Origin of the sequence: Pandoraea aquatica, assembly GCF_902459565.1 — a bacterium.
GTDB lineage: Bacteria > Pseudomonadota > Gammaproteobacteria > Burkholderiales > Burkholderiaceae > Pandoraea > Pandoraea aquatica.
The window spans coordinates 580460-605540 of record NZ_CABPSN010000001.1; the positions used below are offsets into that span (position 1 = coordinate 580460).

General features: G+C 64.8%; 15 protein-coding genes. 6 read left to right on the top strand and 9 right to left on the bottom strand.

Annotation, left to right across the window (positions count from 1 at the left end):
• Positions 1-102: 102 nt before the first annotated feature.
• Positions 103-2103, top strand: coding sequence for a PHA/PHB synthase family protein (locus PAQ31011_RS02445; RefSeq protein WP_246179302.1), 2001 nt, complete (start codon positions 103-105; stop codon positions 2101-2103).
• Here PAQ31011_RS02445 and PAQ31011_RS02450 read toward each other — a convergent pair.
• Together PAQ31011_RS02450 and phbB are read right to left on the bottom strand one after the other, a co-directional pair.
• Positions 2085-2675: a hypothetical protein gene (locus PAQ31011_RS02450; RefSeq protein ID WP_150574311.1), complete on the bottom strand. Its 591-nt coding sequence runs from the start codon at positions 2673-2675 to the stop codon at positions 2085-2087. The two genes, PAQ31011_RS02445 and PAQ31011_RS02450, sit on opposite strands and share 19 nt — an antisense overlap.
• Before the next feature lie 42 nt (positions 2676-2717).
• Positions 2718-3461 (bottom strand): acetoacetyl-CoA reductase, encoded by a 744-nt coding sequence (gene phbB, locus PAQ31011_RS02455; protein WP_150574312.1) that lies wholly within the window; start codon positions 3459-3461, stop codon positions 2718-2720.
• Between the two features lie 695 nt (positions 3462-4156).
• Here phbB and PAQ31011_RS02460 point away from each other — a divergent pair.
• From PAQ31011_RS02460 to PAQ31011_RS02475, 4 genes are read left to right on the top strand one after another with little or no spacing between them, the layout of a single operon-like run.
• Positions 4157-5377: an efflux RND transporter periplasmic adaptor subunit gene (locus PAQ31011_RS02460; protein ID WP_150574874.1), complete on the top strand. Its 1221-nt coding sequence runs from the start codon at positions 4157-4159 to the stop codon at positions 5375-5377.
• Positions 5374-8589 (top strand): efflux RND transporter permease subunit, encoded by a 3216-nt coding sequence (locus PAQ31011_RS02465; protein WP_150574313.1) that lies wholly within the window; start codon positions 5374-5376, stop codon positions 8587-8589. The genes PAQ31011_RS02460 and PAQ31011_RS02465 overlap by 4 nt, the downstream gene beginning before the upstream one ends.
• On the top strand, positions 8586-10103 hold the full coding sequence (locus PAQ31011_RS02470) for an efflux transporter outer membrane subunit (protein WP_150574314.1): 1518 nt from the start codon (positions 8586-8588) through the stop codon (positions 10101-10103). The genes PAQ31011_RS02465 and PAQ31011_RS02470 overlap by 4 nt, the downstream gene beginning before the upstream one ends.
• Positions 10100-10762, top strand: a complete 663-nt coding sequence (locus PAQ31011_RS02475) for a TetR/AcrR family transcriptional regulator (RefSeq protein WP_150574315.1) — start codon at positions 10100-10102, stop codon at positions 10760-10762. Before PAQ31011_RS02470 ends, PAQ31011_RS02475 begins: the two co-directional genes overlap by 4 nt.
• Positions 10763-10820: 58 nt before the next feature.
• Here the strand turns inward: PAQ31011_RS02475 and PAQ31011_RS02480 are convergent, their stop codons facing one another.
• Positions 10821-12077 (bottom strand): MFS transporter, encoded by a 1257-nt coding sequence (locus PAQ31011_RS02480; RefSeq protein ID WP_150574316.1) that lies wholly within the window; start codon positions 12075-12077, stop codon positions 10821-10823.
• A 315-nt stretch (positions 12078-12392) separates the two neighbouring features.
• On the opposite strand from PAQ31011_RS02480, the gene PAQ31011_RS02485 reads away from it, so the two are divergent.
• Positions 12393-13643 (top strand): NAD(P)/FAD-dependent oxidoreductase, encoded by a 1251-nt coding sequence (locus PAQ31011_RS02485; protein WP_150574317.1) that lies wholly within the window; start codon positions 12393-12395, stop codon positions 13641-13643.
• 25 nt (positions 13644-13668) lie between these two features.
• On the opposite strand, the gene PAQ31011_RS26265 is transcribed toward PAQ31011_RS02485, so the two are convergent.
• The 6 genes from PAQ31011_RS26265 to PAQ31011_RS02515 all read right to left on the bottom strand — a co-directional run bounded on the left by PAQ31011_RS26265 (position 13669) and on the right by PAQ31011_RS02515 (position 25071).
• Complete coding sequence (locus PAQ31011_RS26265; protein ID WP_174989882.1) at positions 13669-14607, bottom strand: universal stress protein; 939 nt, start codon at positions 14605-14607, stop codon at positions 13669-13671.
• 247 nt (positions 14608-14854) lie between these two features.
• Positions 14855-15853 carry an aldo/keto reductase gene (locus tag PAQ31011_RS02495; RefSeq protein WP_150574318.1) on the bottom strand — a complete coding sequence of 333 codons (999 nt, stop codon included), beginning with the start codon at positions 15851-15853 and terminating at the stop codon, positions 14855-14857.
• Positions 15854-15980: 127 nt separating this feature from the next.
• Complete coding sequence (gene bcsG / locus PAQ31011_RS02500; protein WP_150574319.1) at positions 15981-17621, bottom strand: cellulose biosynthesis protein BcsG; 1641 nt, start codon at positions 17619-17621, stop codon at positions 15981-15983.
• A gap of 75 nt (positions 17622-17696) precedes the next feature.
• The gene (gene bcsA, locus PAQ31011_RS02505) at positions 17697-20381 is read right to left on the bottom strand and encodes a UDP-forming cellulose synthase catalytic subunit (RefSeq protein ID WP_150574320.1); all 2685 of its coding nucleotides are present in this window, start codon (positions 20379-20381) and stop codon (positions 17697-17699) included.
• Positions 20378-21166, bottom strand: coding sequence for a cellulose synthase operon protein YhjQ/BcsQ (locus PAQ31011_RS02510; protein WP_150574321.1), 789 nt, complete (start codon positions 21164-21166; stop codon positions 20378-20380). Before PAQ31011_RS02510 ends, bcsA begins: the two co-directional genes overlap by 4 nt.
• Before the next feature lie 80 nt (positions 21167-21246).
• Positions 21247-25071, bottom strand: a complete 3825-nt coding sequence (locus tag PAQ31011_RS02515) for a cellulose synthase subunit BcsC-related outer membrane protein (RefSeq protein WP_150574322.1) — start codon at positions 25069-25071, stop codon at positions 21247-21249.
• Positions 25072-25081: the final 10 nt, after the last annotated feature.

A 25081-nucleotide genomic window follows, 5' to 3' on the forward strand; every position in this document is an offset into this window, starting at 1 on the left:
GCGTCCTGGCGCAACTTGTCGTAGATCAGAGTAGTCATACGTGGCGTGCGTTATATTCAGTGAAACGCACGACCCACGTCGTGCGACCGAACGGAGTCCGCCATGCCTGCTCGCAGTGACAAGACGTCCCGCTCCACGACTTCCCGATCCACCAAGCCCCGCAAGACGGCGGATGTACCGCCGCCGTCCGTGTCGTCCACCGCATCAAGGTCTCGCGGCGCACCGAAGACGGCTAACCCACCCACGCGTCGGACTGTGCCGCATGGGGCGACGGCTGACTCCCCGGTGACGCATAAGGCAACGCCGGCCGCACCGGCATCGAAACCACAAGCCACGCCTGCGCCTTCCCCCTCAACGTCGTTCACCGATCATCTGGATCGCGCCGCCATGGCGACGACCGCGCGTTTCACCGGCAACGTCTCGCCCGCCGCCGTCGCCCTCGCGTGGGCCGACTGGGCCATGCACGCAGCGACCGCCCCCGGCCATCAGCTGAATGTGTTCAAGGCGTTCGCCGCTATCGACAAGCCTGCAAGCACCGATGCCACGAACGCCGGTGGTCCGCATGAGACCGACCGGCGCTTTCGCGATCCGTCATGGGACAAACCGCCGTTCTCGTGGTGGCGCGAGCGATTCCTGCGCACGCAGGCGTTTGTCGATGAGATGACCGGCGAGATTCCGGGCGTCGATCCGCATCATCGCGACGTCGTGCGCTTCATGGCGCGGCAGTGGCTCGACGTCTTCTCGCCGAGCAATCAGTGGTGGGCGAATCCCGAAGTGCTCGCATCGATTCGTGAGACGCAGGGACAGAACCTCGTCAAGGGTGCGCAACGCTGGTGGTCGGATCTGCGGGATATGGCGGCGGGCAACGCCCCCGGTGCAGGCCCCGAGGCGTGCAAGGCGTTTCGCGTGGGACACAACATCGCCGCCACGCCGGGCAAGGTCGTCTATCGCAACGCGTTCTTCGAACTGCTGCAATACGCGCCTGCTCAGGCGCAGACCTGGCGCGAACCCATACTGATCGTGCCGTCGTGGCTGCTGAAGTACTACATCCTCGATCTGGAGGCGCAGCATTCGCTGGTTGCTTATCTCGTGTCGCAAGGCCATAGCGTCTTCATGATCTCGTGGCACAACCCCGCCCCGGAAGACCGTGACCGGGGCCTCGAAGACTATCTGGAGTCGGGCCTGTTGACGGCCTTGCGCGAAGTGCGTCGCATGACCGGAAACGTACCTGTGCATGCCTGCGGCTACTGTCTCGGGGGCACGCTGCTCGCCATCGCAGCGGCGACGCTGGCGCGTGAATCGGGGTCAGCCGGTCAGTCCGGGCAAACGAAGCGCAAGACAGGCGATGCCGACATGCTGGCCAGCGTCACGCTGCTCGCCGCGCAAACCGACTTCAGCGAACCGGGGGAGTTGGGCCTGTTCATCGACGCGAGTCAGGTCGCTTATCTCGAAGCGATGATGTGGCGGCAGGGATTCATTGGCGGCGAGCAACTTGCCGGCACCTTCCAGTTGCTCAATTCGCGCGACCTGATCTGGTCGCGCCTCATGCGCGACTATCTGCTCGGCGCCCCCGCCCAGACGACCGACTTCACCGTCTGGAACGCGGACACCACACGCATTCCCGCGCGCCTGCACAGTCAGTGTCTGCGCGAACTGTATCTGAACAACGCACTGGCGACGGGCACGCTCAAAATCGGCGGGCAACCGGTGGCACTCTCGGATATTCGTGTGCCGATGTTCGTCGTGGCGACCGAGCGCGACCACATTTCTCCGTGGCGCTCCGTCTACAAGATGCATCTGCTGAACCACGGCGATCTAACGTTCGCCCTCGTCTCGGGCGGGCATAACGTGGGGGTGGTGTGCGAGCCGGGACACGCACGCAGCCATCACCGAGTCGCTACGCGCGCGGCAGGCTCGGCCTATCGCGACCCGGACGAATGGTTCGACACGACCCCCGCGATGCAAAGCTCATGGTGGCCCGCATGGCAGGCATGGCTGCTGGCACAAGGAAAACACGGGGGCGGCGACAAACCTGTCGCCGCCCCCTGGCCGCCGACGACTTCGCTCGGCGACGCGCCCGGCACTTACGTGCTGGAACGCTGAGCGTGACCACCGCCGCGCTTGGGCGGCACGCGACCGTTAAGCGGCGACTGCTGCGACACCGCAGCTTCGGTCGCCTGGACGGCTTCCGTCGACATGCGACGCCATGCATCCATCGTGCCCTGCGTCGCCTCGTTGAACGCCTGGAACCACTTCTGCAACGGCGCTTCAGCCGCCTGCGTCGCCGCACCTGCGGCCGTACCCGCACCGATCAGATCGGGCAGCGTCATCGCTCCGGCCATGCCGTGCTGTAGCTCTTCGCCCGTCTTGCGGCAATGCTCCGCCCACAGCAACTGGTTGTTCGCACACACGGCCAGCCACTCGCGCCAGAACTCGTTCTGCTGAGCGATCTGACCGTTGAGCAGTTGCAGATGAGCCGTCAGCAGACCGTTGAAGTCCTTCGCGCCGCCCAGCGATTTGGCGGCTTCCGAATGGGCCTTGAGCAACTCGCCGTCGCGCTCGACTTGCAACTGATGCGTGCGTTGCGCGGCTTCGAGCAGAATCCCGTAAGCACCCAGCGCGCTCGCCGTACCCAGTTTGACCAGCGCCAGTGCCGGATTCGTTTCCTTTGACATCGTCAATCTCCTAAGTCAGTAGTTTTGATGCGTCGCTGCACGTCACTCCATATGCATGCCGCCATTGATGGCGAGGTTGCTGCCAGTGATGAAACCTGCGTCGTCCGACACAAGAAAGGCGACGAGCGCAGCCACTTCGTCGGGACGACCGAGCCGGCCGACCGGAATCTGCGGAAGAATGCGCGATTCGAGCACGTCTTGCGGCACGGCCGTGACCATCTTCGTCGCGAGATACCCGGGCGAGATCGTGTTGACCGTCACGCCCGACTTGGCGACTTCCAGCGCGAGCGCCTTGGTGAAACCATGCATACCCGCCTTGGCGGCCGCATAGTTCGCCTGCCCGAATGCGCCGCGACTGCCGTTGACCGAGGAAATGTTGACGATGCGTCCCCAGCCACGCGCGACCATGCCGCCAAACAGCGGCCGGGTCATGTTGAAAACGCTATCCAGATCCGTGCGCAATACCGACTGCCAGTCTTCGGCCGTCATCTTGCGCATGGTGGCGTCGCGCGTAATCCCCGCATTGTTGATGAGAATATCCACCGGACCGGAGTCCGATTCGACGGCTTTCGCACAAACCTCGCAGGACGCGAAGTCGGCAACGTCGACACGATAAGCGGCGAAGTCGCGGCCGGTGGCGCGCATGCGCTCGACCCATCCTTCGCAATCGTGATTTTGGGGTGAGCGGGTGACCGCCACGCGGTACCCGGCATCGGCAAGACGCAGGCTGATTGCCTCGCCCAAACCGCCCATGCCGCCTGTCACCAATGCTGTTCGTGTTGTCATGGCTATCCGTCTCTGGTTAACGTCTGTCGTTAAACTTCGGATACATCCAGCATAGTCGCGAACGACCGACCTGCTGTAGCAATCGACACCCCGGCAAAGACTTCGCTTGACCCTGGTCAAGCCGCAGCGCTACTCGGCACCGTCAGCATCGAAAATGCGTGCTGTCGGCATCGACCTCCTGTGCTGCTCTTGTTATGAACTGCCGGGTGTCGACGCTGCGATGTCGCCAGTCGTTGCAACTGGCCCGAGTGCGACTCGATGCGCGTGACAATGTTCCTCGCTTGTGACAATTTGTCCCGGAGAGTAGCCTTTCTGACATGCGCGTCAGCACGCACCATCACCGCGTCGATTGCATGCAATGTGACGATCTGCTGACACCACAATCGCGTACACGCTTGCGCGCACGCCTGTCAGGCATCGTACTCCAAAATAATTTGTTGGTTGGTCATTCGCACCTCATCAACAACAATCCAATGACCCGCCCCTATCGATAGTCACAGGGGTGCGCGTCGAGGGCTTTCATGCCCGTTGCAGCGCACCGGCAATCCATATATCATCGCCCGTAGATTTTTTACGGATCGCGCGGAGACGGCCGTCCTCGGGGCGGACACCAGCATTGCGATCACGTCGTTAAAGTCGTCGTAACTCGTTGTTTTTCCTACCCGAATTCCTATCTTGTGGGTCACGAGCGCATGATGTCCTTTCTGCCCGATACCGCTAATATCGCTCCCCGACGCCGGCTCGCGCTGGCTGTCGCCACCACCGCCATTGCCGCCGCCGCATTAGCCGCCTGCTCGCGCAAGGCACCGCCGGAACCGCCACCGCGACCGGTGGTCGCTGTCGCCGCGAAGCTCACCGAACAGACGCCGATCGCATCGCTGCCCGCCCAGATCGAAGCGCGCTACACCACGCCGCTGTCGTTCCGCGTGGCAGGCAAGATCGTCGACCGCTCGGTGCGACTTGGAGACGCCGTGAAAGCAGGCCAGGTCGTCGCCAGACTCGACCCCGCCGACTTGTCGAAGAATGCTGCCAGCGCGCGGGCACAGCTCGACGCCGCACAGCATCAACTCGATTACGCGACGCAGACGGTCAACCGCGACCGTGCGCAGGCGCGCGAGAATCTGATCGCGCCCGCGCAGCTCGAACAGTCCGAGAACGCGTATGCCAGCGCCCTCGCGCAACGCAATCAGGCCACGCAACAAGCCGCCCTCGCGGGTGATCAGTTGAGCTACGGCAATCTCAAGGCGGACCGTGACGGCGTCATCACCGCTGAGCAAGCGGACACAGGACAGAACGTCAGTGCCGGTCAGCCGGTGTATCAGTTGGCCTGGACGGGTGACGTCGACGTAATTGCCGACGTCCCCGAAGTCGCGCTCGGCGCGTTCCGCATCGGGCAGACGGCCACCGTTTCGCTCCCGGCGATTCCGGGCAAGACGTGGCAGGCACGCGTGCGCGAAATCTCGCCCGCCGCCGATCCGATGAGCCGCACGTATCGCGCGAAGCTTTCGCTGCTGTCGCCCGGCCATGAGGTCAAGCTCGGCATGACGGCCAACGTCGCCTTCGCCCAGCCGCTGCCGGCGGGCGCGGCCCCCGTGGCCAATGCATCGGCACCTGCTGCGGCGTCCAGTGCGACGGCTGCGACTGTCGCCACCGCCGCCACCAATGCACAGCCCATCACGCTGCCCTCCACCGCACTCTTCCACGATGGCAATCAACCGGCCGTGTGGGTCGTCAAACAGGACGACACCCTCGCGCTGCGCCGTGTGACGATCGTTCGCTACGGCGAGCGCACCGTCACGGTCGCGGGCGGCATCGAGCCCGGCGAGCGCATCGTCTGGCAAGGCGTGCACACCGTGACCGCCGGCCAGAAAGTGCGCGTGGTCGCGCCGCTGCATCCTGAGGACTTCGCGTCATGAGCACGCTGGACGGGAAGCCGCCCGTACCCCAGGACCCGCAAGCGGCGCCAGCCGCCCCGAACGATAACGATGCACCGAAGGACTATCGTCACGAAGAAGGACATTTCAACCTTTCCGCGTGGGCGCTACGTCACAAGTCGCTCGTGATCTTCCTGATCGCGATGGCGACGATCTTCGGCATTCTGGCCTACTCGCGTCTCGCGCAATCGGAGGATCCGCCGTTCACCTTCCGCGTGATGGTGATCCGCACGTTCTGGCCGGGTGCAACCGCCAAGCAGGTGCAGGAGCAGGTCACCGACCGGATCGCACGCAAGCTTCAGGAGATGCCCAATATCGACTTCCAGCGCAGCTATTCGCGCCCCGGCGAGTCCTTGTTGTTCTTCTCGATGAAGGATTCGGCACCGCCCAACGAGGTACCCGAGGAGTGGTATCAGGTTCGCAAGAAGGTCGGCGACATTGCCTACACGCTGCCGCAGGGCGTGCAGGGCCCCTTCTTTAACGATGAGTTCGGCGACGTCTACACGCACATCTTCACGCTCGAAGGCGACGGTTTCGGCCCGGCCCAGTTGCGTGACTATGCCGACGCGTTACGCACCGTGCTGTTGCGCGTGCCCGGCGTGGCGAAGGTCGATTACTTCGGCGATCAGGATCAGCGCATCTACGTCGAAATCAGCAACACGCAACTCACCCGTCTGGGCATCTCACCGAACCAGATTGCGCAGGCCGTCAACGGTCAGAACGCGGTCTCGCCGGCCGGCACCATCGAAGCCCCGAACGATCGTGTGGTCGTACGCCCGAGCGGTCAGTTCCGTAATGTCGACGAACTCGCCGACACGCTCATCCGTGTGAACAACCGCACGTTCCGTCTCGGCGACATTGCGACGATCAAGCGTGGCTATGTCGATCCGCCCGTCTCGGAAATGCGCTTCGGCGGCAAGCCTGTGCTCGGCATCGGCATCACCATGCAAAAGGGACAGGACGTCATCCACCTCGGCAAGGCCCTTGCGGACACCATGGGCGAGTTGCGGGCACAGTTGCCTGCCGGGTTGAAGCTGACGGAAGTCGCGAGCATGTCGCAGTCCGTGTCGCACTCGGTCGACGACTTCCTCGAAGCCGTGGCCGAAGCCGTCGCGATCGTGCTGGTCGTGAGCCTCGTCTCGCTCGGCTTCCGCACGGGCATGGTGGTGGTGATTTCGATTCCGGTCGTGCTCGCCGTCACGTCGCTGTTCATGTACATCTTCGACATCGGGCTGCACAAAGTCTCGCTCGGCACGCTGATTCTCGCGCTCGGTCTGCTGGTGGACGATGCGATCATCGCCGTCGAAATGATGGCGGTGAAGCTCGCGCAAGGCTGGGATCGCAAGCGCGCCGCCGCGTTCGCGTACACCAGCACCGCGTTCCCGATGCTCACCGGCACGCTCGTGACCGTCTCCGGCTTCCTGCCGATCGCGCTCGCGAAGTCGAGCACCGGCGAATACACGCGCTCGATCTTCGAAGTCTCGGCCATCGCGCTGCTCGCCTCGTGGCTCGCGGCCGTGGTGCTCATTCCGCTGCTCGGCTACAAGATGCTGCCGGAGCGCCCGCGCGAAGCGCATCACGGCGACGATCACGAGCACGAGGTCTATGACACGAAGTTCTACAACCGTCTGCGCGGCTGGCTCACGTGGTGCATCGAGCGCAAGTTCATCGTGCTCGTCATCACTGTGGTGCTGTTCCTGATCGCGATGGCGGGCTTCTCGCTCGTGCCGCAGCAGTTCTTCCCGAGTTCCGACCGGCCCGAACTGATGGTGGACCTGCGCTTGCAGGAAGGCGCGTCGTATCAGGCCACGCTGCGCGAGACGGAACGCCTTGAAAAACTGCTCGAAGGCCGTAAGGAGATCGATCACACGGTGAGCTTCGTCGGCACCGGTGCGCCCCGCTTCTATCTGCCGCTCGACCAGCAACTGCCCACGCCGAACTTCGCGCAACTCGTGATCACCGCCAAGTCGGTGGAAGAACGCGAGGCGCTCGCGCAGTGGCTCGAGCCGAAGCTGCGCGAGACCATGCCGGGCGTGCGCACCCGTCTGTCGCGTCTCGAGAACGGCCCGCCGGTCGGCTTCCCCGTGCAGTTCCGCGTGAGCGGCGACGACATCGGCACCGTGCGCAAGATCTCCGAGCAAGTGGCGGACGTGATGCGCAATAACGGCGATACCGTCGACGTCCAGTTCGACTGGGACGAGCCGTCGCAACGCTCGGTGCGCTTCGAAGTGGATCAGCAAAAAGCACGCGCGCTGAACGTCAGTTCATCGGACATCGCGAACTTCATCGCCATGACGCTCACGGGCTACGACATCAGTCAGTATCGCGAACGCGACAAGCTGATTTCGATCACGCTGCGCTCGCCGAAGGCCGAACGCATGGACCCGGCGAAACTCGCAACGCTGGCCATGCCGACGCCCAACGGCCCGGTGCCGCTCGCCACCCTCGGCCGTGTGGTGGACGAACTGGAATACGGCGTGATCTGGGAGCGCGACCGTCAACCGACGATTACCGTTCGCTCCGACGTACGCGCCGGCAAGCAAGGCATCGACGTGACCGAAGCCGTCTACAAGAAGCTCGGCGATATCCGTCGCGCGTTGCCGGTCGGCTATCGCATCGAGATCGGCGGGTCGGTCGAAGAGTCGGGCAAGGGACAGGCGTCGATCAACGCGCAAATGCCGATCATGGTGATCGCGGTGCTCACGCTGCTGATGATTCAGTTGCAGAGCTTCGCACGCACCATGCTGGTCGTGCTGACCGCGCCGCTCGGCATGATCGGGGTCGTCGCCACCCTGCTGCTGTTCGGCAAACCCTTTGGCTTCGTTGCGATGCTCGGTGTGATCGCCATGTTCGGGATCATCATGCGTAACTCGGTGATTCTGGTCGATCAGATCGAGCAGGACGTCTCGGCCGGTCATCCACGCTTTGACGCCATCGTCAGTGCAACGGTGCGACGCTTCCGTCCGATTACGCTCACCGCCGCTGCCGCCGTGCTCGCGCTGATTCCGCTGCTGCGCAGCAACTTCTTCGGGCCGATGGCGACTGCGCTCATGGGCGGCATCACCAGCGCGACCATTCTTACCGTGTTCTTCCTGCCGGCGTTGTACGCGACGGCGTTCCGTGTCCGTCACGACGAACGTGCCGATCATCCGTCACACGCCTCATCCGGCAGTTCGCAAGGAGACCGCTCATGACCTCGCGCATCGTTTCTCGCGCCCTGCGGTGTGCCCCGCTCGCCCCCCTCTTCTGGCTGAGCGCCTGCTCGTTCACGCCGGGCGACAAACCACCCGCGATGCCGTCGCCGTCGCACTACGGCGCGAACGCACTGCCCGAGCGCACCGTCACGGCGCAAGGCGCTTCGCAACGCTTCGAAGTCGGTGCCCCGCCGGTGAAAGCCTGGTGGCAAGCCTACGAGTCGGACAAACTCAATGCACTGGTCGACGAAGGCCTGCGCAACAGCCCGAATCTTGCGGCGTCCGACCATGCGCTACAAGCGGCGCGTGAGCAGTTGAAGGCGCAGATCGGTTCGTCGCTGTTCCCTTCCATCGACCTTGGCGGGGAAGTGGCCCGCGAGCGCAATCTCGGCATTCCGAACATCCGTCCGCCGACAGCGCTGTACAACATGTTCGTCGGACAGATTCAGGCGCGCTACACGTTCGACTTCTTCGGCGCGTCGCGCTTCGCCAATGCGTCGCTCGCCGCGCAAGTCGATCAGCAGGCGTTCCAGCTGGAATCGGCGCGTCAGGCACTCGCGGCCAACATCGTCTCCGGTGCGATTGGCGCGTCGGTGCTCGGTGCGCAGGTCAAGGCGACCGAGCGGCTCGTTGAGCTGGCGCAGGCGGATGCCACCGATATGGCCCGACGCGAAGCCCTCGGGGCGGTGTCGCGCGCCGATGCACTGGCGTCGGCCCAGAATGCCGAATCGCTTGCCGCGTCGCTGCCGGGGCTGCGCGCGCAGTGGCAGTCGACACGCCATGCGCTCGCCGTCCTGCTCGGCCGTACGCCCGATCAGGCACCGGACGATCTGGCGTTGGGTGAGCTGAAGGTGCCACGCACCGTGCCGGTATCTGTGCCGTCGACGCTGCTGCAATCGCGTCCCGACATTCAGGCCGCGGAGATGGCGCTCAAAGCGGCATCGGCCGAGGTCGGCGTGGCGACGGCGCAGATGTTCCCGAGCTTGTCGCTCAGCGCGTCGATGGGCAAAGGCGGCTTCAACTGGCCGACCGTCATGTCCAACGCCGGGTCGCTGTGGAGCATCGCGGCGTCGATCTCGCAGCCGATCTTCCACGGTGGTGCGTTGCTTGCGCAGCGCCGCGCGGCACAGGCGACGTATGAGGCGGCCGTCGAACAGTACAAGCAGACGGTGCTGACGGCGTTCAAGAACGTGGCGGACACCCTGGCGTCGCTCGAAGCGGACAATACCTCGCTGTTGCACGCCGATAGCGCCAGTGCAGCGGCCGAGCAGATCTATCGCGATACGGCGGCACGGGTGCGTCTGGGGGCCTTGCCGGTGTCGTCCGCGCGCGGACGCGAGCAGCAGTACTGGAATGCCTACCTGACGACGGTGCGTGCAACCGGCGCGCGTTTGTCGGATACTGCGCTACTGTTTTACGCGATGGGCGTGCCGCCCGAGCCCGCCGCCGATGCTCCGGCGCAGGCACCGGCAGCGGCGCAACCGGCCCCGTCGCAAGACGTAGCCAGACGATGACCACCCGAACGACGACCCGGGGCCGACGCCCCAAACACCTCCCCGATGGCCGCGCCGCCTTGCTCGACGCGGCCATTGACGCTTTCTCGCACCTCGGCTACGACGGCGCGAACCTGCGCGGCATCGCGGCGGCCGCCAAGGTCGACGCGAGCCTCGTGCGTGTGCATTTCGGCTCGAAGGAGCAGCTTTGGCGCGCCTGTGTCGATACGCTCGAAGCCGCGCTGGCCGCCCCTGTCGAAACACTCCGTGCGATTTCGGTCGACGAAACACGGCCGGTCAGAGACCGCCTTCGCGACGCCATCGGGCTCATCGCGGCCTACGCGGTGCAGCACCCCGAACACAAGTGCTTCATTTCGCTGCATGCGTCCGAGACGGGCGAGCGTGGCGCGGTGCTTTACCGCCACCTGCTCGAACCGGTCTATAACTGCATGGAAAAGCTCATCGTGGAAGGGATGGCCGCAGGCGTGATTCGCGCCGAGCATCCGGCAATGTACTTCTGCGTACTCGCCCATGCGCTGCATCCGCCGCCCGGCTCGCCGGTGCTCATGCAGGTGATTGCACCGGAAGTCGGCGGCGAAGCGTTCGGCCCGGCGTTGCTCAAGCAAGTCGAGATGGTGTTCTTCACGCCGCCACAAGCAGACGAGCGAACCGACGGTTGAACGTGAGTGCGGTGCATGCCGGTGCAGTCATCTCCGGCACGCACCCATCGCTATCGCGTCAGTGCGACATCGATGCGCCCGGTGGCATCGCCCCTGCCTGCGGCGTGTCGGCACCGGTACCCAGCACCACGCCGCGCCGCTCGCGTCCGAAGTAGATCATGACGGCGATCACCACCGCGACCGTCCCGGCCACGAGCGCCATCGCCAGGCCGAAGTTGCCGTCGTGCGCCTTCGCGATGGTCGTCTGCAAATTCCCGTTGACCGACGCAAACAGATTGCCCAACTGGTAGACGAGCCCCGGGAACGTGGCGCGAATCTCGTCGGGCGACAACTCGTTGAGGTGCGCCGGAATCACGCCCCACGCCCCCTGCACCGAAATCTGCATCAGGAACGCGCCGATCGCCAGCAACACGGCACCGCTGGAGAACGCCCACAACGGCAGCACCGGTAGCGCAATCAGCGACGCGATGATGATCGCGCGACGCCGTCCGATCTTCTCCGAAATCGCACCGAAGAACAGCCCGCCGATAATCGCGCCGATGTTGTACGTGATGGCGATCCAGCTCACGGTGTGGGTATCGAACTTGTGCTGCACTTGCAGGAAGGTCGGATACAGATCCTGCGTGCCGTGCGAGAAGAAGTTGAAGGCCGTCATCAGCACGATGGCGTACAACGCCAGTTTCCAGTCTCGCGACAGCACCTGCACGAAGTTGGCGCGGGGTGCGGCGCTGGCCGCTTCGCCTTTGCGCCAGGCGGGCGACTCGGGCACGTGCCGTCGGATGTAGAGCACGAGCAACGCGGGGAGTACGCCGACGAAGAACATGCCGCGCCAACCGATGCTGTCGTAGAACAGCCCGTAGACGACCGACGCCAGCAGATACCCGCTCGGATATCCCGCCTGCAACAGGCCGGAGACGATGCCACGCGAGTGCGTCGGCACACTCTCCATCGTGAGGGCCGCCCCCACGCCCCACTCACCGCCCATCGCGATACCGAAGAGCGCGCGCAGAATCAGCAGGACGGTGAGACTCGGTGCGAAACCGGAGGCCAGTTCAAGCAACGCGTACAGCAGCACGCTTGCCATCATGGCCGGGCGGCGTCCGACTTTGTCGCCCAACCGACCGAAGACGAACGCGCCGACCGGGCGCATCGCCAGCGTGAGCAACAGCGCGAACGCCACGCTGCCCAGCTCGGTATTGAACTCCTTCGCGATGTCCTTGAGCACGAACACCATCAGGAAAAAATCGAACGCGTCGAGCGTCCACCCAAGATAGCTTGCCGTTACCACATGCTTCTGTTCTTTAGTCCAGGCCATGGTGTCCCTCCATCGGCGGCAATGTTGCGCGACGAAATCACTCTACGCCTGAAAACCGACCATCATGCAAGCGGCCGTGAAACCGGCCCGCAGCCCGCATGGATGCTTGAACACCTTGAGATGACGGGGGTTTTGTCTGACCAAACCGGTCTGCGATGCGAGCGAAAAGCGTGCCGTCGGACCACCGCCGACATCTGCCAAATCGAGAGACGCAAGCGCCATCTGACGGTATCCGAGACGCCTTGATGACGCCGATGCATTACACTGGCGGCCAAATTCACTCGCTTTGTTCAAGCTTCCTACGTTTCCAATTCCATGTCCGAAGCCACCTCCACCACCGTCATTCTCGGCGCCGGTCAAGCCGGCGGCGAAACCGCCCTCGCGCTGCGTCAGCTCGGCTACACCGGCCGCATCGTGCTTGCTGGCAGCGAAACGCATCTGCCGTATCGCCGTCCGCCCCTCTCGAAAGCGTTCCTCGCCGGTCAGGCCGACGAAGCCAGTCTGCTGATCCGCCCGGCCGACGCGTATGAGAAAGCCGAGATCGACGTACGCCTCGGCGTGACGGCCACCGCCATCGACCGCACGGCGCGCACCGTCTCGTTCGACGACGGCCAGACGCTCGGTTACGACCACCTCGTGCTCGCCCTCGGCGGCCGTGTGCGTCCCCTGCCGATTCCCGGCGGCGATGCAGCCAACGTCTACTACCTGCGCAACATCGCCGACGCACAGCGCCTGCGTGAAGCGCTCGCGCCGGGCAAGCGCGTCGTGGTCGTCGGTGGCGGTTATATCGGTCTGGAAGTGGCGGCAAGCGCCGTCAAGGCAGGCGCTTCGGTGACGGTGCTCGAAGCCGCGCCGCGTCTGCTCGCGCGCGTGGCCGAAGCGGATCTCGCAGGCTTCTTCGCAACGCTGCATCGCGAAAACGGTGTGGACGTGCAAGTGGGCGTCGGTGTCACCGCCCTCGAACAGGATGCCGCTGGCAATGTCGTGGCCGTGGTGGCCGGTGAGAAGCGTCTGGAAGCAGACGCGGTCGTCGTCGGCATCGGTCTGATCCCGAACGCCGAACTCGCGCAAGCCGCCGGTCTGGCCGTCGAGAACGGCATCGTCGTGGACGAATTTGCCCGCACCAGCGATGCGGCAATTCTTGCCGTGGGCGATTGCGCGCATCACGAACACCCGGCGCTGGGTCGTCGCATTCGTCTCGAATCGGTGCCGAGCGCCAGCGAAATGGCGAAGGTGGCCGCCAGCGTCGTGCATGGCGACGCGCCGAAGGCCGTGGCGACCGCACCGTGGTTCTGGTCGGATCAGTTCAACGCGAAGTTGCAGATGGTCGGGATGACCGACGGTCACGACACCGTGATCGAACGCCGTCTGCCCGACGCGCAAGGTGCCGCCGTCTTCATGCTGTTCTACCTGCGCGATGGCGCGATCGTGGCCGCCGCGAGCATCAACCGCGCGCAGGAATTCATGACGGCACGCGAACTCGTCGGCCGCCGTGCGGTGGTCGATCCGGCGCGCCTGGCCGATGCCGCCACGCCGCTCAAGACGCTGCTGACCGAGCTCGGCTGATCGCGACCGCCTCGCGCCGCCGGCCTTACTTGGCGGACGGCGCGTGGGCGGGTAACAGCAGTACCGGACGGCCCGCATGACGGGCCGTATCTTCTGCCACGCTGCCCAGCGTGAAGCGCCGGAATCCGCGTCGGCCGTGCGTGCCCAACACGATCAGGTCGACGTCGGCATCGCGGCCCGCAGCGATGATCTGATCGGCCACGCCCTCACCCACCGGCTGAATCTCCCGTATCTCGATTTCACCGGGCACTTCCGCCTCTTTCAATCGCTTCTGCGCCCAGCTTCGCACCTGTTCGGCCACGGCACGCACAGCGTCGAGCAACGGCTCCGGATCGAAGCCTGCGAGGAACGGTCCCGGCAAGTCCAGCACGTGCACCACCCGCATCGACGCGCCGTGCGTGCGCGCCAAGGCCAACGCATATTCGAAGGCGAGCCGCGACGTCTCGCTGTCGTCCAGCGCAACGAGAATACGTTCGTAATGGCCGCCCGCGCGCAGCGGCTGATGCGGACGCGCCTCGCCCGCCACCAGCATCACCGGCACTTCCGCGCTGCGCAGGATCTGTTCCGCAACGCTGCCGAGCATCGCCCGACGCACGCCACTGCGGCCGTGCGTGCCGACGACGATGATGTCTGCCCCCCACTCGATGGCCTCGCGCGTCATCGCTTCGGGCACGGTTTCGCCCGTGGTGCGCAAGTCGAGCAAATGCGCCTGCGCGTCGAAGCCTTCTTCGCGCAAATACAGCACCGCCCGTGCGAGATGTTCTTCGCCTTCGCGCTGCATGTCGCGACGCACCTGTTCCAGATCGATGAGTTTGCCGAAGACCAACGTCAGCAGAGTGACGGGGTCTTCCACGGTGTGAATGACGCGGATTACGTCACCGCGACGCGCAAAGGCGGCAGCCTCGCGCAATGCGCGGCGTGACGACTCGCTACCGTCGGTCGCCAGCAGAATGCGTTTTGTCATGAGCAGCCTCGCGTTGAGAGTCGAAGGAATGCCATGCGCGTGTCCGGCCATCCCCATGTTTCATCTGACGAACCTTGCACGACGCTTCCACTATACCGCCCGATAGGGCGCAAAGGCCACCCTCCTCGCGCCTTGTCAGGCCGAAATGGGCATCGGACTTCGCTTCCTTTGACGCGACGCAAAAACGCCACAGGCCCGGCATAGCGGGCCTGTGGCGTCAGGGTGAGACGAAGCTTGCGGCGACGGCTCAGCGTGCGGCGTCGCCCCAGCGATAGGCATGCGACGCGTCGTCGAGCTTGGCCTTGAGTTCCGGCGGCAACGTGTAGTCGATGGTGCCCAGCGTCTCGGTCAGTTGCTCGACGCGGCTCGCGCCGATGATCGCCGAGGTCACCGTCGGGTTCGACAGCACCCATGCGAGCGACAGACGCGTGAGCGATTCGCCGGCGTCCTTCGCAATGCCCTTGAGCGCTTCGATGGTCTCGAACTCGCGTTCGTGCCAGTAGCGTTGCTGGTACATCGCCCCTGCCTTGCCCACGGTGGCCGACGTGAAGCGCCCTTCGGTCGGCGCAGCGTCGTGGCGATACTTACCGGTCAGCAAGCCGCCTGCGAGCGGGTTGTAGGGGATGACAGCCAGCCCTTCTTCGCTCGCCAGCGGCAGCAGTTCACGTTCGATCTGGCGAAACAGCAGGTTATAGCGCGGCTGAACCGACACGAAACGCGCGACGCGCAGCACGTCGGCGCGGCCCAATGCGCGGGCCAGACGATAGGCGAGATAGTTCGACACACCGACGTAACGGGCCTTGCCCGACTTCACGATGATGTCGAGCGCTTCGAGCGTCTCGTCGATGGGCGTGTCGGTGTCGTCCGAGTGGAGTTGATACAGGTCGACGTAATCGGTGCCGATGCGGCTGAGCGACGCGTCGATGGCGCTCAGCAAGTGCTTGCGCGACGCGCCTTTGTCCCACGGGGACGGCCCCATCTGACCGCAGGCCTTCGTCGCCACGATGAACTGATCGCGACGGCCCTTGAGCCAGCGGCCCACCACTTCTTCGGTACGGCCGACGAGCGAATTATCGGCCCCCAGCGGATAGACGTCGGCGAGATCGATGAAGTTGACGCCGGCCTCTGCGGTGCGGTCGAGAATGGCGTGGCTGGCGGCTTCTTCGGTTTGCAGACCGAACGTCATGGTGCCCAGGCACAGGCGGGAAACAGTCAGGCCGGTGCGGCCGAATTTCGTGTATTGCACGGTAACTCCCGGAGGCAAGTACTGGTGAATAGCGATGCCCGACGTCGCGGACAAGGTGCACAGTATGCGCGATTCCAGGAAAACGCGTGCGCCGCCCAACGCTATCGCGGCGCACGCGCATCAAACGTTATTCCAGCGACTTCAGATCGAGCCAGACACCGTCCGCGCCGCGGATCATCATCTTGCCGCCGTACTTCATGACGGTCGTCTGTTCATTCGCCGACACGAAGGCCGTCTGCGGCAGATCGTTGGCGTACTGCGCCAGATCCGGCGTGCCCGCGAACGGGTTGTTCGCGATCAGATGCGAGATGAGCGTCATCATCGCCAGATAGCTCGTGGGTGTCGAGATCGTCACCGGCGTGCCGTGCGAGGCGGCAGCGCCGTCACCGAAGCCGACGAGCTTCACCGCCACCGGCACGTGCGTAATCTCCGGCAACGGGATCTCGCGCATGCCAGAGATCTGCAACTTGCTGCCGCGTATTGCTGCGCCGTGCTCAGGCACGAATACGACGACGGCCTTACGTCCCGACTTGGCAATCGTGTCGATGAACTGGCCGAAGTCGTCGAACATCGTCTTAGCGCGCAACGGGTAGCTCTGCACGCTGCTGAGCTTCGAGCCTTCGAGACGGTTGCCGTCGTGCAGCGAGATCGTGTTGTAGTACAGCGCGACACGCTTGTCCGGCATGGCCGTGCGTTGCTTCCACCACGATTGCAGCACGTCGCCGTCCGAGCGGATCGGCGTCTCGTCGAACGCGCGCATCGCCACACGGGCATGCGTGTTGTCGAAGGGCGTGACGCCCTGCACGTTGAAGTTCTGTTGCACTTCCTGCATGAAGTTGTCGAAGTGACCGTCGTGGTTCATCGCGAGCGTCGGCGTGAAACCGAGGTTCTTCAGATCGCTCATGACATAGCACTGCGGTCCTGCCGGGTCGTACAGCGCCTTGTGTTCCGGCTGCCCGCAACCGGCGCGCAGCACACGAATCGCTGCCGGGCCGCTGTAACTCGCCGCCGAGTTGAAGTTCTTGAAGACGAAATCGAACTTCGAGAGCAACGGCAGGTTGTCGAGATTGTCGACGTCGAGATCGTCCTGCGCGAGCGAACAGATGTGCAGGAAGATGATGTCGTAATCGGGGCCCGCACCCGCCTGCGCAGGCAACGAGACGGAGCGCGTGAGTTCGCGCGAATAGAAGCTGTTGAGCGCCGCGTTCGGGTTCGCACCCGGTGGCACCTCGCCGTCGCCGGTCAGGAACTCGCTGCTGCCGCTGGCCGCACCGGCTGCGGGTGCCCCCGTCGCGGCACCGGACGCCAGCGCCGTGGTGTCGCCCTGCGCAGCCACGACCGGCGAGACGGACACAAGCGTGCCGACGCGCAGCACCCCCGGCACGATCAGCAAGGCCAGCAGGACGAACGTCGTCACGCGCACCCAGCGGTTCACGATCCAGTACGCCAGCACCATGATCGCGAGCAGCAGCCAGTCGCGTGCCGACACGAAGCGGCCGAGCAGCTCGATGATGTACGAGAAGCGGAACTGCAACAGCGCGGGCAACTGCTCGATGAAGCGCCCGAACGGCGGCAGATTCGAGTCGTAGTACAGCAGCGCCGCGCCGACCGGGATGGCGATGACCTGTCGCGTGATGCGCGCCCAGCGCGGTCGTAGGCGCACCACGAGGCACAGCGCGAAGACGAAGTTCAGCAGCACGTGGAAGCCAAGGATGCCTGCCCACAGCAGCAACAGCTTCAGAATGAAATAGAGGTTCCAGATGCCCATCGTATGGTTCCCTTGGTGCCGGATCGCCCCGGCTCACGTCCCGCTTATGTCTTTGTGTCTCGTCCGTGGGCCGACTCAGACGCGCGTATCCGTCGTATCGCGCCACGACTGCCGTGCCCCGCGCAGACTGTTCTGCCAGCGCGTCACCAGCTTGCTCAGCAGGTAATTGGCCAGCACCTGATACCCTCGCAGCCCCATCGCCAGCATTTCGAACAGCGCCTTGATCGGTTCGTCGCGCGTGCGCTCGGCGTCCCAGTCGCGCCAGGCATCGGCACGCCCGAACGTGAACTGCACGAGATGCTTGTCCTGCTCGGCGGTGAGCGGCATGAACGCGAGGAAGAGCTGATTGCCGCGCGCACCGACGACACTCACCGGGAAGCCGTACTCGGTCGCGCCCCGTGCGAGCGCCACGTGCGCCTCGGTCCCCACGGCCGGATCGACCGCCACCGGCAACACCAGCGCCAGCCCGCCGCCCGAGAAGTCGCGGGTGTGACAGGCCACGGTGCGGCCGTCCGGCAGATAGAGCGTGGCGGGCATGCGCATCGACACCCGGTGCGTGCGTCGCACCTGCTTCACTTCCGTCGCCACGGCCACCGCCGCGCCCAGCACGGCGAGGTTGAACATCACCCAGAGCAGGTTGAACACCAACGCACCCGACTCGTGGGCGGGACCGTAGAAGTAGCGCAGAATGCCCGCGAGAAAGCCCGCGACGTTAAAGCCGAGCAGCACCAGATACGGCTTCGAGATGCTCCAGTCGAAGAAGCTCTGTTCGATCAACCCGCCCTTCGCGGTCACGTTGAACTTGCCGTAACGCGGGTTGATGAAAGCGACGGTCGTCGGCAGCGCGACGTACCACGCCAGCACCGCTTCGTAGACATCCGACCAGAACGAGTGGCGGTACTTCCCTTGAATGCGTGAGTTGGCGATGTTCGCGTGCGCGATATGCGGCAACACGTAGGCACAGATGCTTAACGCTGCCGCCTGCACGATATGCAGCCCGAAGAACAGGTAGCAGATCGGTGCGAGCAGGAAGATGATGCGCGGAATGCCGTAGAAGAAGTGCAGCATGCCGTTCGCGTAGCAGATGCGCTGACCGAGCTTCAGACCGCGTCCGAACAGCGGATTGTCGACGCGGAAGATCTGCGCCATGCCGCGCGCCCAACGAATGCGTTGCCCCACGTGGCCCGACAGCGATTCCGTCGCCAGACCTGCGGCCTGCACGACCTTGAGATACACCGTGTTCCAGCCGCGACGGTGCATCTTGAGCGCCGTATGCGCGTCTTCCGTCACCGTCTCGACGGCCACGCCCCCCACCTCGTCGAGCGCCGTGCGACGCAGCACCGCGCACGAACCGCAGAAGAACGAAGCGTTCCAGAAGTCGTTGCCGTCCTGCACGATCCCGTAGAACAGACGCCCCTCGTTCGGCACCGCACCGCGTGTGGCGAGGTTGCGCTCGAACGGGTCGTCTGAGAAGAAGTGGTGAGGCGTCTGCACGAGCGAGCAACGTTCGTCCTTGAGGAACGACCCCATCGTCGTTTGCAGGAACGAGCGCACGGGAATGTGATCGCAGTCGAAGATCGCGATGAACTCGCCCTGCGTCTTGCCGAGCGCATGGTTGATGTTGCCCGCCTTCGCATGACGATTGTCGGGGCGCGTCATGTAATGCACCCCGGCTTGCGCGGCGAACTCGCGCATCTCCTCGCGGCGTCCGTCGTCGAGCAGATAGATATTGAGCTTCTCGGGCGGCCAGTCGATACCGCATGCCGCATATACAGTCGGGCGCACCACATCCAGCCCCTCGTTATAGGTCGGGATGTAGACATCGACGGTCGGCCATTCGCGGGTGTCCGGCGGCAGCGGCGTGATGCGGCGATGTAACGGCCAGATCGTCTGGATGTAACCGAACAGCAGAATCATCCACGTGTACATCTCGGCGGCGACGAGCGTGTAGCCGACGGTGGCTTCCGCCACGGTGTCGAACGCGAGCGACTGCGTGAGACGCCACCACACGTAACGCACCGTCGAGGTGAGCGACAGGCCGATCAGCACCAACACCGAGTACTGGCTGTCGAGCCTGCGGAACACCAGCGCCAGCGTGAGCGTGCAGATCGAGAACAGCAACTGCGAGAACGGATCGAACGGCGTGGTGACAATCCAGAACACGCCGAACAACCCCAGCAATGCAACGATGGTCGACGTCACACGCCACTGCATGACCTTTTCCAGTTTGCGGTCGAACTTATGCGCGAGTTCGGCCGGTGTATCGGGCGGAATGCCGAAGAGCGACTGCACGAGCCACAGACGCAGCCGCTCGTTGCCTCGTCGGAACGCGAGCCATGCGGTGTAGGGTGGAAATGCCGGACGCCGGTCGGCGCGGCGCCACAACATCGCCCCCACGACCTGCCAGAAGCCCGCATCGGCAGGCACGTCGAGCCGTTGGGTCAGACGTTCGTTGAGCCAGGAGAAGGCTCGACCCGGATAGTCGGGACGACCGGCGCGCGCCGGTTGAAACACGGCGCGAAGCCACCAGTCGCGCCATTGGTCGAGCTGACGGACGTCGAGCCGCACGGCCAGACGCGCCACGACATGATCCGACATCTGCGAGATCCACAACCGGTGCTGCGGCGAGCGCACGGTCGCCGCCAGTATCCACTGCATGACGCCCGGTGCACGCCCGTCCGGGCGATGCGGCACGACCAGACGCACCGCGAGGATGTCGCGTCCGAGCCGATAGAGGGAGCGCAGCGCGTCGCTGATCATCGGCGAGTGCCTCCCTTGGCGCTGCCTTCGGGGCCGGCGTTTGCGTCGTCAACTTCTGTCGCGCGCTGCAACCACGCCTCGAGATGAATGAAGTCGAGGGCGGCCTGCGAACCGTTGCCCGCTTTGGCAAGCGTCACACCGTTCGCCGCCGCCATGCCCACGGCGATGTCGCGATGAATGCGCACGGGGACGACGGCGTCGCCACCACGTCCCTGAATCAGATTCAGCAGATCGTTGTTGAGCGACGAATTGGCGGCCGCCACGTTCGGCACGATCTGCACGCGACCGGCGCACGCGGTCATCAGGTCCGGTTGCGTCACATAGCCTGCCGTCGTCACGGGCACTACACCCAGCACCAGATCCGCCGCCGCTACGGCGGCCAGCGCGATGGCATCGGGCAGGCGTTGCGTGTCGATGAGAACCCGCGCGCCTTCAGGCAAGCCGACGGACATCAACTGACGACGCAATCCACCGACATCGCCCTGCAACCATTGCGCCATCGCAGACAGATTAGCGACGCTCGTGCGGCCCGCAGGTAACAACGGCACCCCGGCGGGCGTCTCGCGCAACACTGCGCGCCAGCCGTCCGGTGCCACGTCGGACGACAGCACGCCTGTCTCGCACGTCACTTGCAGTCCGAGCAGCGCACCGATGGCGTTCTGCGCGTCGAGTTCGAGCACGGCGACAGGCTGTCCGGCGTGGGCGAGCTGCGCAGCGAGATGGGCCGTCACGGTGCTTCGCCCCGCGCCGCCGGCCGTGGAAACGATGGCGATAAGCGTCAGCATGCACCCTCCCCGGCCGAAGCCTCAGGCCGGACGACGTCATCCGTCATCATGAATTCGGTATCGACGCGAGCGCTCATATGTCAGTAACTCCAGATCGGGCGAACCGGCGACGGTGGCATCGGCACGTCGCCACGGCGGGCGTCGAAGTGATAGCGCATGTAGACGAGGAAACGATTCGGCGCGTAGTAGTCGGAACGCTCGAACTGCACCTGGCCGCCGATCACCCAATGGCGATTGACCCAGTACTCGGCGCGTCCCGTCACGGAAAAGCCCACGCCGAAGCCGCCGCCGGAGCCGTAGGTCAGATCGCCGCTCGCGGCCTGCAACGCGCCGTTCGTCGGGAAGTACGGCATGGCCTTTTCCTGACTCTGCGAGAACGACACCGAGCCGCGCAGGTAATACGACCAGCGTTGCGTGCGTCCATACCATTCGAGCGGCAGTGTGAGCGACACATAGGTCTGCGGGCTGTAGTAACCGCCATGACCATACGTGTAATAGCGCTCGTTCTGCGCGAAGCTGTCGAAGAACAGCGTAAGGCCGGTATTCAGGCGCATATCGCGCTTGTAGATCAGCGGCAGGTCGACACCGGCGCGGGCCGACACTTCCGAGTTGTTCAGCACGTTCTCGCCCGTGAGACGCGCCACGCTCGCCTCGCCGAAGATGCCCCACTTCGTGAAGTCGCGCGACGCGTGGAACGTGATCGCGTCGCGACGCACACCGCCCCACTTGCCGTCGCCGAACACGTCGGGCAACGGCAGATACGCACCGGCGTAGGACACCATGCTGCCAGTCATCGGTCGACGTGACGCGTCGACCCAGTAGTTGTAGCGCCCGAGATTGCCGAACAGTCGCACGCCGCCCGTCACATAGGAAATCGGGAAGCCGACCGGCGTGTGGCCGATATCGGCGCGAATCCAGTCGTTCTCATAGCCGAGCATGAGCGCCTGCCCGTGCGCCTTCTGACGCTTCGTGCCGTAGTCGCTCAGCACGCCGGGATTCGCCGCTCGGAACGACGGCACGTTCAGGAACGGCAGCGTGCCGAACTCGGACGTGCCATTGAGCGGCAAGTCGCCCGAATCGGCGCTGACGTAATCCGTCTGCGCGAAGACATGGCCGTCGTAACCCACGGCGTACTGACCGTAGAGCGGGACTGCGCGGGCGTTGAACATCGAGATGCCACCGTCGCCCTTCTTCTGGTCGATTTCGTAACCGGCCGCGACGTAGCTGTTGCGGCGCGACTCCAGCGAATCGATGGCCGACTGGGCCGACGTCATACCGTCGTACCCCGGCAGCGCGCCCTGCACGATCTCCTCTTTGCGCGCCTGGTCGTACCAACCCTTCGCTTCGTTGTAGTGACGTTGCGACTGGGCAATGCGCCCGCGCTGCACGGTGACGGCCGAGGTGTCGGGGAACTGCGTGCGCAGCCGGTCGTTGAGCGCGATGGCTTCGTCGTAGCGCTCCATGGCGGTCAGACGCCGCACGGCGGCGAGTTGCGTCCAGACGTCGTCCGGCGAGGCTTCGGCGAGCGCACGGTCGAGTTCGCGGTTGGCTGCTTCGTCGTCCTGCTGTTCGTAGAGCACGCGCACGAGCGACAGACGCGCATCCTGATTCGTCGGGTCTTGCCGGATCTGGTCTTCGGCGATCTTGCGGGCGTCGTCGAAACGGCGTTCGTCGAAATAGATGTCGCCCAGCGTCGACAGGGCACGCTTGTCCGGCGGCTGCCGCGAGAGCAACGGTTCGAGCTTTTGCTGCGCCGTATCGAAGTCGCCCAACGCGCGGGCGCGGTCCGCCTGACGCAATGCCAGCCGGTCCTGAAGATCCTGCCATTCGTCGCGCTGATCGGCACCGAGCGTGGACGGGTCCATGCTCGCGAGGAAGGTGCCCAGTTCCTCGTCGCGCTCGGCGGTGCTGAGCAACTCGGCGTAGCGCAGTTGCGCGTCGGGTTGCGGCTTGTCGGCGTGCGCCGCGAGCCAGTTGCGCATGAGCGCTAGTCCCTGATCGGGCTGCCCCGCCGACACGCGTGCCCGTGCGACCTCGCCGATCAGCTCGGGATCGTCGCCCGCCATCGCGAGGGCTTCGCCATAGCGGCGTTCGCTCTCGTCTTCGTTGCCCGCCGCATGCGCCTCGCGCGCCAGACGCGCCGTGTCGCGAATCGCCAGCGTCGTCTGCATGCGCTTGATCGACGGCGTGACGTTCGCCGCCGGAATCTGCGCAAGCGATTCGCGCGCACCGGCTTCGTCGTCGATCACATTGAGATAGATGGCCTGCGCGTAGAGCATCTGCGCACGGTCGTCGGCCTCCATTGGCTGACGCATGCCCTCGGCCATCACTTCGCGACCGATCTGCGGCAGACGGAGTTTGCGATAGAGGCTGGCGAGCGAATAACGCGTCCACGCATTGCCCGGATCGAGGGCGACGGCACGCTCCAGCGCGGCCAGTGCGGGGCCGTTGTGACCTTCGGCGATGGCACGGTCGGCGTCGTCTGATAGCGCCGCCGCTTCGGCCTTGTCGAAGCGTGCTTTGTCCTGCGGAAAACGACGCCGCAGATCGCCCAGCAGGTTCGCCAGCTCCGTGCGGCGTTGCTGACGCGAATACAGCGTGATCATGCCGCGCAGCGCCGTGTCGTTGTCCGGCTCGATCTTCAGTGCTTGCTGGAATAGCCGCTCGGCATCCTTATCGCGCTTGTCGTCCAGCGCAATGTCGCCAAGCAGCGCCAATCCATCGGGATTGTTTGGATCACTGGCGAGTGCTCCGCGCACGAGGCGGTCTGCTTCGTCCAGACGTCCGGCGTCACGGGCGTCGCGCGCCTGCGACATCGCGCCCCAGAATTGCGACGTCTTTAGCAGGCCACGCCATTTGCCCGCGTTATCGGGGTCCTTTCGCAACGCCTGCGCGAACAGTTCCTGCGCGCCTTTGTGATCCCCCTGACGCATCTTCACCAGCCCCAGCGAGCCGAGCAGTTCGCCATCGTTGGGACGCTTGACGCGCGCGGCATCGAGCGACTTCTCGGCATCGCCCAGACGCCCCTGATCCAGCGCCTTGATGCCCGCCTGACGCGACTTGTATGCGGGATCGTTGAGCATGCGCGTGCGCGCGGCCTGCTGGGCGTTCAGCTTATCGTAGCCGGCACGGATGTCGGCGTCGTTCGGTGCGAGCGCGAGGTAGCGCTGATAGAGCGGCAGCCATGCGAGATTGCCGTCGGCCTTGGAAAGCCCCTTTTGCCAGAGCGGCAGCAAGGCGTTCAGGTCGGCGTTCGGACGCGCCGCCAGATCGGCCACCATCCGCGTGCCCGCCAGACGGCTCGACGGCCGGTCGATCATCAGCTCCGCCAGCGACTGCGACGCACGCGAATCCTCGGGCGATACCTTCGACAAATTTGCCAGCCCCTGCTGCGCCGCAGGCCAGCCGTTGGTGGCGTTGGCCTGCGCCCGGTAGTACTCGACGCCGAGATCGCCACTGGGTGGACCGTCTGGGAACAACGCCTTGTATTCTGCGAACGCGGCATCCGCCTGACCGCTGCGTTGCAGCAGCCGCGCACGGGCGATACGAGATTTGTCGACGGTGTTGATGCGAATCACATCGGCCAGCGCTTTCGTCGCCGGGGCGTTCGGATAGCGCGCGCGCAGCGTCTGCAACGCCTTGTTTGCTTCCGCTGGTTTGTTCTCTTCGATGTCGATCTGGCCGAGCAACGACAGGACGTCCGGTTGCTCCGGCTGCACGAGCAACGCCTTTTCCAGCGCGGCGCGCGCGAGATCGTTGCGATGACGCGAATGCCACAGCGTCGCGCTCGAGAGCAGGTTGCTGACGTCGCGGTTTGCGGCGACGGTCGGCTTGGCCGCGGGGTTTGCAGGCGCAGGCGCAGCACGCACGTGCCCACCGCCTGCGGCCATCAGCAGGCACGTCATGCATGCGGAG

Coding starts and splice junctions, on each gene's coding strand:
- PAQ31011_RS02510 (WP_150574321.1), bottom strand. CDS start 21,166: ATGCTGACGCTTATCGCCATCGTTTCCACGGCCGGCGGCGCGGGGCGA.
- PAQ31011_RS02485 (WP_150574317.1), top strand. CDS start 12,393: ATGTCCGAAGCCACCTCCACCACCGTCATTCTCGGCGCCGGTCAAGCC.
- PAQ31011_RS02450 (WP_150574311.1), bottom strand. CDS start 2,675: ATGTCAAAGGAAACGAATCCGGCACTGGCGCTGGTCAAACTGGGTACG.
- PAQ31011_RS02445 (WP_246179302.1), top strand. CDS start 103: ATGCCTGCTCGCAGTGACAAGACGTCCCGCTCCACGACTTCCCGATCC.
- PAQ31011_RS02470 (WP_150574314.1), top strand. CDS start 8,586: ATGACCTCGCGCATCGTTTCTCGCGCCCTGCGGTGTGCCCCGCTCGCC.
- bcsG (WP_150574319.1), bottom strand. CDS start 17,621: ATGGGCATCTGGAACCTCTATTTCATTCTGAAGCTGTTGCTGCTGTGG.
- bcsA (WP_150574320.1), bottom strand. CDS start 20,381: ATGATCAGCGACGCGCTGCGCTCCCTCTATCGGCTCGGACGCGACATC.
- PAQ31011_RS02475 (WP_150574315.1), top strand. CDS start 10,100: ATGACCACCCGAACGACGACCCGGGGCCGACGCCCCAAACACCTCCCC.
- PAQ31011_RS02460 (WP_150574874.1), top strand. CDS start 4,157: ATGTCCTTTCTGCCCGATACCGCTAATATCGCTCCCCGACGCCGGCTC.
- PAQ31011_RS02515 (WP_150574322.1), bottom strand. CDS start 25,071: ATGACGTGCCTGCTGATGGCCGCAGGCGGTGGGCACGTGCGTGCTGCG.
- PAQ31011_RS02480 (WP_150574316.1), bottom strand. CDS start 12,077: ATGGCCTGGACTAAAGAACAGAAGCATGTGGTAACGGCAAGCTATCTT.
- phbB (WP_150574312.1), bottom strand. CDS start 3,461: ATGACAACACGAACAGCATTGGTGACAGGCGGCATGGGCGGTTTGGGC.
- PAQ31011_RS02465 (WP_150574313.1), top strand. CDS start 5,374: ATGAGCACGCTGGACGGGAAGCCGCCCGTACCCCAGGACCCGCAAGCG.
- PAQ31011_RS26265 (WP_174989882.1), bottom strand. CDS start 14,607: ATGACAAAACGCATTCTGCTGGCGACCGACGGTAGCGAGTCGTCACGC.